Source organism: Brevundimonas sp. AAP58 (genome assembly GCF_001295975.1).
Classification (GTDB): domain Bacteria; phylum Pseudomonadota; class Alphaproteobacteria; order Caulobacterales; family Caulobacteraceae; genus Brevundimonas.
The window spans coordinates 1-8,243 of record NZ_LJHU01000137.1; the positions used below are offsets into that span (position 1 = coordinate 1).

Here is an 8,243-nt window from a genome sequence, read left to right on the forward strand (position 1 = left end):
GGGGCGTCGAGGCCTTCGAGCTGATGAAGCGGATCGGGGTGGAGTTCGCCATCCGCCATGTGCCCGGCGTGCGCGAGCCGCTGGAGACGATCCAGCCCTGGTACGTCCTGATCGAGCTGACGTCGGGCGAGCCCGGTGCGGCGGAGGCCGGCATGGAACGCATCCTGGCCTCGGCGTTCGAAGACGGGCTGATCACGGACGCCGCCATCGCCCAGAACGAGACCCAGACGCGCGACTTCTGGAAGCTGCGCGAGGAGCAGTCGGCCGCGCAGAAGCCCGAGGGCGGCGGCTGGAAGCACGACGTGTCGGTGCCCGTCAGCAGGATCGCCGACTTCCTGGACGAGGCCTCAGCGGCGGTGGAGCGGTTCGAACCGGGCGCGCGGGTCAGCGCCTTCGGCCACGTCGGCGACGGCAATATGCACTACGACATCCTGTGCCCGCCCGGCGGAGACCTGAAGGCGTTCCTGGGCCGCTGGGAGGCCGGGTCGCAGGTCGTGCACGACATCGTGGCGCGGTACGACGGGTCCATCTCGGCAGAGCATGGCCTGGGTCGGCTGAAGACCGAGGAGGCGCGGCGCTACAAGTCGGCGCTGGAGATCGAAACGATGCGGGCGATCCGGGGGGCGATCGATCCGAAGCGGATCATGAACCCGGCCGTGCTGTTCTAGATCGTCGCGCCCGGGTTCAAACCGTCGCCAAAGCGGCCTAGAGGACGCTCCGAAACGCGAAGGAGCCTCCCGCCTTGCTGATCGTCCTGTCTCCGGCCAAGCGGCTGGACTTTTCCGAGCCGCCCGTCGCGGCCGAGCCTACCCTGCCCCGCCTGACCGAGGACGTCGCCAGCCTGGCCAGGACAGCCAAGCGCCAGACCAAGGCCGATCTGCGTCGTCTGATGGGCATCTCCGACGATCTGGCGCGGCTGAATCGGGAGCGGTTCCAGGCCTTCGATCCGGAGGCGACCGACGGGACGCCCGCCGCCTTCGCCTTCGCCGGCGACGTGTATCAGGGGCTGGACGCGCGCACTCTGGACGCGGAGGCTTTGGCGTTCGCGCAGGACCGGGTCCGCATCCTGTCGGGGCTGTACGGCGTGCTGCGGCCGCTGGATCGGATCCAGCCCTATCGGCTGGAGATGGGCACGCGGCTGAAGACCCGGCGGGGATCGAGCCTCTACGACTTCTGGGGCGACCGGCTGTCGAAGCAGCTGAACGCGGACGCCGAGGGGCATGCCGATCCGACGCTGGTGAACCTGGCCAGCCAGGAATACTTCGGCGCGGTCGACGCCAAGGCGTTGAAGATCCCCGTCGTCACCTGCCACTTTCGCGAGGCGAAGGATGGCGAGAGCCGGATCATCTCCTTCTTCGCCAAAAAGGCGCGGGGGACGATGGCGCGGTTCGCGATCGAAGAGCGCATCGACCGGGCCGAGGACCTGAAGGCGTTCGACCGGGACGGCTACGCCTTCGACAAGGCGGCTTCCACGGACGCGGACTGGATATTCATCCGATCGGGAAATTCTTGACAGCCTGTCGCCTTCGCGGATGCGAACGGCTAGGTTCTGGGCGTAACAACACCCGTCATTCCGGGGCCGCGCAGCGGAACCCGGAACCCAGGGGTTCGAGGCGCGGTTCTGGGTTCCGGGTTCGCCAAGCGGCGCCCCGGAATGACGGGATCGCTCAGACGCAAGAAGGTTGACCCAAGATGTTCCAGTGGCCCGGCAAGAAGGACGGCGGCGAGACCGAGCGGCCCGTCTATCGCGATCCCAACGACCTGAAGGGCCAGGTGGCGGTCATCTCCGGTTCAACGTCCGGCATCGGCCTGGCGCTGGCGCGAGCGGTGGCGGCGCGGGGCGGCGACGTGGTGCTGAACGGGCTCGGCGATCCGTCGGAGATCGAGCGGACGCGGGCGGAGCTGGAGGCCAGTTGCGGCGTGCGGGTGCGCTATCACGCGGCCAATATGCTCAAGGGCGACGAAGTGGCCGACATGGTCGCCTATGCCAAGCATCAGCTGGGGCGGCTGGACATTCTGGTCAACAACGCCGGCGTCCAGCACGTCGAGGCGGTCGAGCGCTTCCCGTCGGAGAAGTGGGAGCAGATCATCGCCATCAACCTGAGCTCGACCTTCTATGCGACGCGGGCGGCGATCCCGATCATGAAAGGGCAGGGACGCGGGCGGATCGTCAACATCGCCTCGGCCCACGGACTGGTCGCCAGCCCGTTCAAGTCGGCCTATGTCGCGGCCAAGCACGGGGTGATCGGCTTCACCAAGACGGTGGCGCTGGAGGTCGCGCGCGACGGCATCACCTGCAACGCCATCTGCCCGGGCTATGTCGAGACGCCCCTGGTCCAGGCCCAGATCGCCGACCAGGCCAAGGCGCGCGGCATCTCCAAGGAAAAGGTCATCACGGACGTGATCCTGGAAGCCCAGCCGACGAAGCAGTTCGTCACGACCGACCAGCTGGCGGGAATATTTCTCTATCTGGTGTCCGACCTGGGAGCTTCCGCCAACGGCGCGAGTTTCTCGATCGACGGCGGCTGGACCGCTCAATAGGTCATCGGGCTATGGCCGGGGGGCGGCATGGCACTGTTCAAACGAAAGGTCGCGAGCGCGACACCCGCAGCCGAGGGCCCGCCCCCGCCGGCGCGCCGCCCCATCTGCCTGGCGCTACAGGGCGGCGGGGCGCATGGGGCGTTTCAGTGGGGGGTGCTGGATCGGCTGCTGGAGGCCGATGCGCTCGACATCCGGGCGGTAACGGCGTCGTCGGCGGGGGCGATGAACGGGGCGGCGCTGGTGTCGGGGCTGGCCAAGGGCGGGCCGGAGGGAGCGCGGGCGGCGCTGGACAAGCTGTGGCGCGAGACCAATCAGTCGGGCGGCAAGAACGTGTTCGGCGACAGTTCGATCTGGTCCAACGCCATGACGCCCGGCTGGTTGAAGGACACGGCGTTCTGGCGGGCGGGCGAGACGCTGGCGCTATCGATGTCTCCTTATGAATTCAATCCGTTCAACCTGAATCCTCTGAAGCGGGTTCTGGACGCCTCGATCGATCTCGAGGCGGTGCGGTCCTCCGAGATCAAGCTGTTCGTGGCCGCCACCGCCGTACGCCACGCCAAGTCGCGGGTGTTTCGGTCCGAGGAGATCACCGACCAGGTGTTGCTGGCCTCGGCCTGCCTGCCGCACCTGTTCCAGGCGGTGGAGATCGAGGGCGAGCCCTATTGGGATGGCGGCTATCTGGCCAATCCGCCGCTGTGGCCGCTGTTCTACGAGGACACGCCGGACGACATCCTGCTGATCACGCTGAATGCCTTCGAGCGAGACGACCTACCCCGGGCGGCGGGGGACATCATGGACCGGCTGAACGAGGTGGTCTTCAACGCGCCCCTGGTCGCCGAGCTGCGCGCCGTCGCCTTCGTGCAGGAGCTGATCCAGGAGGGCCGGCTGATGCCGTCCGCGCGCGACCGCTACCGCAACATCCTGATGCACGCCATCGAGGCCGACGGCTGGCTGGGCGACCTGTCGCTGGGGTCGAAGTTTAACACCGAATGGACCTTCCTGAACGACCTGAAGGCGCGCGGCCGGGCGGCGGCGGACGAGTGGCTGGGGAGTTGTGTGGAAAGCGTGGGGCGGACGTCGAGCGTGGATTTGCAGGCGCGGTTTGGGTGACGTCGCGCCCGACAGGAAACCGTTGACCGTCTAACTGACCTGCATCGCGGCCTTCAGGTCACTTAGATTTCGTAGACGCTGAAACTCGGTCAGGCCAGGACCTCGACCGCTTTCCCACAGTGCGATGAGTTGCTCGTCAGCAATGTGGGTGATGACATAATGAGCTGCATCGTCTAGCAGCGGTGTGATTTCATCGAGGACTACAGCGACGTCACTTGTCGCTCCGATCTCCCACCATTTTTCTCGCGGCGGTGAAAGGAAGCAACCTATACGCTGTCGAAGATGAGCGTGCATCTCCACCGATTTGGATACATCAGGGGCTAGGCCACGCAGCAAACGCCCCGAAATGACTCCAGTGTTCAAGGTGAACCGAATGACTTGGTTGTCACTCGATCGGCTGCGTTGAACTTGGATAATCGCCGAGTTTCCTTCCGAGAGGTAGCGATACGCCGTTCCCCGCCTGGTGAAACCGTGACGCCTCAGGGTCAAAGATATCCCCTTGATCACACTTCTGAAGTTTAACTCGACTGCTTCGTTTGCCATCTATGTCTCACAAGCCCCGACCGGGATAATGGGCCAAAGTCCCAAAACAATCTCAACAGGCATTGCGCAGTTAACCCACAAACCCCGCCGCACGCCTCAGTCGGTCGTTGATCGCCTCCCCCAGCCCCTCTGCCGGCACCGCCGCTACTGCGATCCCGACCGGTTCATCCCGATCCGCCTCACGCAGCATCCGGAACAGGTTCGCCGCAGCCTCGCGCAGGTCGCCGGTCTTGCTGAGGCTCCAGCGCGCCTCGCCAACGCCCGGCCCGAAACCCAGCAGGATCTCGCCGTCGCGGGCGGTCTCGGCGTTCAGGCGCAAGGGGGCGCGGGGGGCGTAGTGGCGGGTCAGGCGGCCGGGGGAGCGGTGGCCCTCGGCGGTGTCGGTCAATGGGCCGACGACGGCCTCGACCTCGGCGCGGGTGACCGAGCCGGGGCGGAGCAGAGAGACCACGCCGCCCAGCACCGAGACGACGGTGCTCTCCACCCCCACGGCGCAAGGGCCGCCGTCGAGGCTGGCGGAGGCGAAGGCGCCGGTTTCCTCCATCGCGTCGGCGAAGGTCGTCGGGCTGGGGCGGCCGGAGCGGTTGGCGGAGGGGGCGACGACGGGGCCGCCGAAGGCCGCCAGCACGGCACGGGCGCGGGCGTGGCCGGGCACGCGCACGGCGACGCTGTCCAGACCCGCGCGGGCCAGGTCGGAGACGCCCGCCCGATGCGGCGCGACGATGGTCAGGGGACCGGGCCAGAAGGCCTCGGCCAGGCGGCGGGCGTGTTCGTCGAAGACGGCGATCCGCTCAGCGGCGACGGCGTCCTCGACGTGGGAAATCAGGGGGTTGAAGCGGGGTCTGCCCTTGGCCTCGAAGATCTTGGCTACGGCCCGGGCGTTCGAGGCGTCGGCGGCGAGGCCATAGACGGTCTCGGTCGGGAGGATCAGGAGGTCGCCCGAACGCAGGGCGGCGACGGCACCGCTCAGCTCGCCGGACGGGTCGCCAGGACCACGTCCACCCTCACCTGCCGTGCCAGTATGCCGTTCCAAGGTCCGCGCGTCCCGATGCCGAAGGCCGCCCGATCCAGCGAGAAGCCGCCCGTCATCTGCGCTGTCCGCCCGTCGCTGCGCAAGGTCACGGGGAAGCTGACCGGGCGGGTGACGCCCTTCACCGTGATGTCGGCGCGGGCCTGAAACCGTTGGGGACCCAGGGGCTCCAGGGCCTGAAGGCGAAAGGCGATGCGGGGATGGCGGGCGCTGTCCAGAAAGGACGGCCCGAGCGCGGTGCGGGTGAGCGCGCCATCGTCCATGCGCAGGGACGCGGCCTCCACCTCGATGGAAACTTGCGCCTGTTCCGGCGCTTGTGGGTCGAAGAGGATGTCGCCGGTCCACCGCTCGAAGCGGCCGGAGCGTTGGCCGAGTGGCGAGCCGACGCGCATGGCGATGGACGATTCGGACGGTACGACCATCCAGGGCTGGACGTCCGCTCGCGCCGCGAGCCCGAGCATCAGGCCGACGCCGATCAGGATGATGGCGACGGCCCGGCGCATCATGGCCGCCTGGGGATCAGCGGGATCATCCGGTGCAGCACATTGTCCCGGTCGATGAAGTGATGCTTGAGCGCGCCCAAAACATGCAGCGCCAGAAGGACGTAGAGCACCTTCACCCCAGCCTCGTGCGCGTCCATGAACTGACCCGCCAGTTCGCGGCTCTGCGGAAGGGGCAGCAGCGGCCAGTTGAACAGGCCGAAGAAGTCGATGTCGCGCCCGGCCGCGCTGGACGCCGCCCAGCCGCCCAGAGGCAGGCCGATGAGCAGCAGGTAGAAGCCGACATGCGTCGCCCGCGCCGCGATCCTCTGCCACCCCGCCGTGCCGGGCGGCAGGGGGATGGCGGGGTTCATCAGGCGCCACCCGATTCGGGCCAGGGTCACGACGAGGATGGTCAGGCCGAGCGCCTTGTGCGCGCTGATGAAGGTGCGTGTTCCCTCATTCGCCTCATGCGCCGTGATCAGCAGGATCTGGGCCAGCACCGCCGCCGCAATGCCCCAGTGGAACAGCAGAGAGACCGTGGAGTAGCGATTACGCGGTTCGGCCATGACGGCTCCCTGTCGATGCGACCGCGACAGCTTGGCCCAGAAGCCGCGGCGGGCCAAGCCTTGCCTGCCGTCACGGCATGGCGGCAGAAAGGGGCAACGACACCGAGGATCGCCCATGACCTATCGCGCCCCCGTCCGTGACATCGCCTTTTCCCTGACCGAGGTGGCCGGGATCGACGCCCTGGCCGCCACCGGCGCCTTCCCCGACTACGACGCCGACGTGATGGGCGCGGTGCTGGAGGCGGCGGGGTCGTTCTCGGAAGAGGTGCTGGCCCCGTTGAATCGCCCGGGCGACCTGGCGGGCGCGACCTATGCCAATGGATCAGTGACGGCGGCGCCGGGGTTCGCCGACGCCTATCGCCAGTTCGCGGAGGGCGGCTGGACGGGGCTGGCGGCGCCCGCGCACTCGGGCGGTCAGGGCTTGCCCAAGGCGCTGGAACTGGCGGCCTATGAGACGGTGCATGCGGCCAACATGGCGTTCGGTCTCTGCCCCATGCTGTCGCTGGCGGCCATCGAGGCGCTGGAGGCGCACGGGACTGAGCATCAAAAGACCGCCTATCTGCCGCGGCTGGTATCGGGGGAATGGACCGGAGCCATGTGCCTGACCGAGCCCCAGGCCGGGTCGGACCTGGGTGCCCTGACAGCCACGGCGACGCCGAACGGCGACGGGACCTACAGCCTGACGGGCCAGAAGATCTACATCACCTGGGGCGACCACGACGCGACGGACAACATCGTGCACATGGTTCTGGCCCGCCTGCCCGACGCGCCGCCGGGGCCCAAAGGCATCAGCCTGTTCCTGGCCAACAAGTTCGACGTGAAGGCCGACGGGACGCTCGGCGACCGCAACAGCTTCCGACCCGTCGGCATCGAGCACAAGCTGGGCATCCACGCCTCGCCGACTTGCGTCATGGCCTATGAGGGCGCGCGCGCCGAGCTGGTGGGACAGCCGAACGAGGGCCTGTCCCACATGTTCGTGATGATGAACGCGGCGCGCCTGGCCGTCGGCGTCGAGGGGGTGGGCATCGCCGAGCGGGCCTATCAGCATGCCCTGGCCTATGCACTGGAGCGGCGTCAGGGGCGGTCGGTGTGGACGGGCGAGGCGGGCGCGCCGATCTTCGACCATCCGGACGTGCGCCGGACCCTGTCGGTGATGAAGGCCAGGATCGAGGCGGCGCGGGCGATCTGCCTGTCGTGCGGCGTCGCGGCGGATCTGGCCAGGCACGCGGCGACCGAGGAGGAGCGCCGGCTGTGGAAGGGGCGCGAGGATCTGCTAACCCCCATCGCCAAGGCCTGGTCGACCGACATCGGGGTCGAGGTGGCGTCGCAGGGGGTGCAGATCCACGGCGGCATGGGCTTCGTGGAGGAGACCGGCGCGGCCCAGTTCTATCGCGACGCCCGCATCGCCCCGATCTACGAAGGCACCAATGGCATCCAGGCGATGGACCTGGTGGGACGCAAGCTGTCGCAGGACGGCGGGGCCTCGGCGCGGGCGATCATCGCCGAGATGGCGGCGACGCTGAAGGAGATGACGGCGCTCTATTCCGGCAAGCCGGTGGAGCGGTTCTCGGCCGCGATCGAGGCGGCGCAGGACGCCACGCTGTGGCTGCTCGACCGCAAGGCTGACGCGAACGGCGCGGCCGACGTGCTGGCGGCAGCGGACCCGTATCTGAGGCTGATGGGCGATGTGATCGGCGGCTGGATGCTGGCCAAGGGAGCCCTGGCGGCCAAGGCGAAGCTGGCGGCGGGAGACGGTGATCCGGCGTGGCTGGAGGGCAAGATCACTCTCTATGAAGTGTATGCGGCGAATGTGCTCGGCCATGCCTCGAGCCGGCTAGCGGCCGTGGGTCAGGGCGGGGCCTTGCTCCAGCGGATGACGAAGGAAGCGCTGGGAGCGGCCTAGGCTTCCCTCTCCCAGCGGGAGAGGGCTTGAGGCTCGGAGAGCGTAGCGATCCGCAAGCCGAAAGGGTG

Annotated in this window: 9 protein-coding genes; 5 read left to right on the forward strand and 4 right to left on the reverse strand. The window is 68.1% G+C overall.

From position 1 onward, the window contains the following. From IP78_RS14770 to IP78_RS14785, 4 genes are all read left to right on the forward strand, one after another. Positions 1-668 (forward strand): FAD-binding oxidoreductase (locus IP78_RS14770; RefSeq protein ID WP_304438541.1); only part of this gene is annotated, 668 nt, incomplete at its 5' end. Between the two features lie 74 nt (positions 669-742). Next, on the forward strand, positions 743-1,513 hold the full coding sequence (gene yaaA, locus IP78_RS14775) for a peroxide stress protein YaaA (RefSeq protein WP_054112422.1): 771 nt from the start codon (positions 743-745) through the stop codon (positions 1,511-1,513). 179 nt (positions 1,514-1,692) lie between these two features. After that, the gene (locus IP78_RS14780) at positions 1,693-2,541 is read left to right on the forward strand and encodes a 3-hydroxybutyrate dehydrogenase (RefSeq protein ID WP_231681036.1); all 849 of its coding nucleotides are present in this window, start codon (positions 1,693-1,695) and stop codon (positions 2,539-2,541) included. Between the two features lie 27 nt (positions 2,542-2,568). Continuing rightward, on the forward strand, positions 2,569-3,651 hold the full coding sequence (locus IP78_RS14785) for a patatin-like phospholipase family protein (RefSeq protein WP_054112423.1): 1,083 nt from the start codon (positions 2,569-2,571) through the stop codon (positions 3,649-3,651). 30 nt (positions 3,652-3,681) lie between these two features. On the opposite strand, the gene IP78_RS15175 is transcribed toward IP78_RS14785, so the two are convergent. From IP78_RS15175 to IP78_RS14800, 4 genes are all read right to left on the reverse strand, one after another. Then, positions 3,682-4,194, reverse strand: a complete 513-nt coding sequence (locus IP78_RS15175) for a DUF4304 domain-containing protein (protein ID WP_082385213.1) — start codon at positions 4,192-4,194, stop codon at positions 3,682-3,684. Between the two features lie 70 nt (positions 4,195-4,264). Beyond that, a complete protein-coding gene (locus IP78_RS14790; protein WP_156320449.1) occupies positions 4,265-5,164 on the reverse strand; it encodes an L-threonylcarbamoyladenylate synthase in 900 nt (299 codons plus the stop codon). Continuing rightward, the gene (locus IP78_RS14795; RefSeq protein WP_197272483.1) at positions 5,161-5,727 is read right to left on the reverse strand and encodes a YceI family protein; all 567 of its coding nucleotides are present in this window, start codon (positions 5,725-5,727) and stop codon (positions 5,161-5,163) included. Before IP78_RS14795 ends, IP78_RS14790 begins: the two co-directional genes overlap by 4 nt. Continuing rightward, positions 5,727-6,272 (reverse strand): cytochrome b, encoded by a 546-nt coding sequence (locus IP78_RS14800; protein WP_054112428.1) that lies wholly within the window; start codon positions 6,270-6,272, stop codon positions 5,727-5,729. The genes IP78_RS14795 and IP78_RS14800 overlap by 1 nt, the downstream gene beginning before the upstream one ends. A gap of 115 nt (positions 6,273-6,387) precedes the next feature. On the opposite strand from IP78_RS14800, the gene IP78_RS14805 reads away from it, so the two are divergent. Next, positions 6,388-8,175, forward strand: coding sequence for an acyl-CoA dehydrogenase (locus IP78_RS14805; RefSeq protein WP_054112426.1), 1,788 nt, complete (start codon positions 6,388-6,390; stop codon positions 8,173-8,175). The last annotated feature ends 68 nt before the right edge of the window (positions 8,176-8,243 follow it).

Coding starts and splice junctions, on each gene's coding strand:
- IP78_RS14780 (WP_231681036.1), top strand. CDS start 1,693: ATGTTCCAGTGGCCCGGCAAGAAGGACGGCGGCGAGACCGAGCGGCCC.
- IP78_RS14785 (WP_054112423.1), top strand. CDS start 2,569: ATGGCACTGTTCAAACGAAAGGTCGCGAGCGCGACACCCGCAGCCGAG.
- IP78_RS15175 (WP_082385213.1), bottom strand. CDS start 4,194: ATGGCAAACGAAGCAGTCGAGTTAAACTTCAGAAGTGTGATCAAGGGG.
- IP78_RS14795 (WP_197272483.1), bottom strand. CDS start 5,727: ATGCGCCGGGCCGTCGCCATCATCCTGATCGGCGTCGGCCTGATGCTC.
- IP78_RS14800 (WP_054112428.1), bottom strand. CDS start 6,272: ATGGCCGAACCGCGTAATCGCTACTCCACGGTCTCTCTGCTGTTCCAC.
- IP78_RS14805 (WP_054112426.1), top strand. CDS start 6,388: ATGACCTATCGCGCCCCCGTCCGTGACATCGCCTTTTCCCTGACCGAG.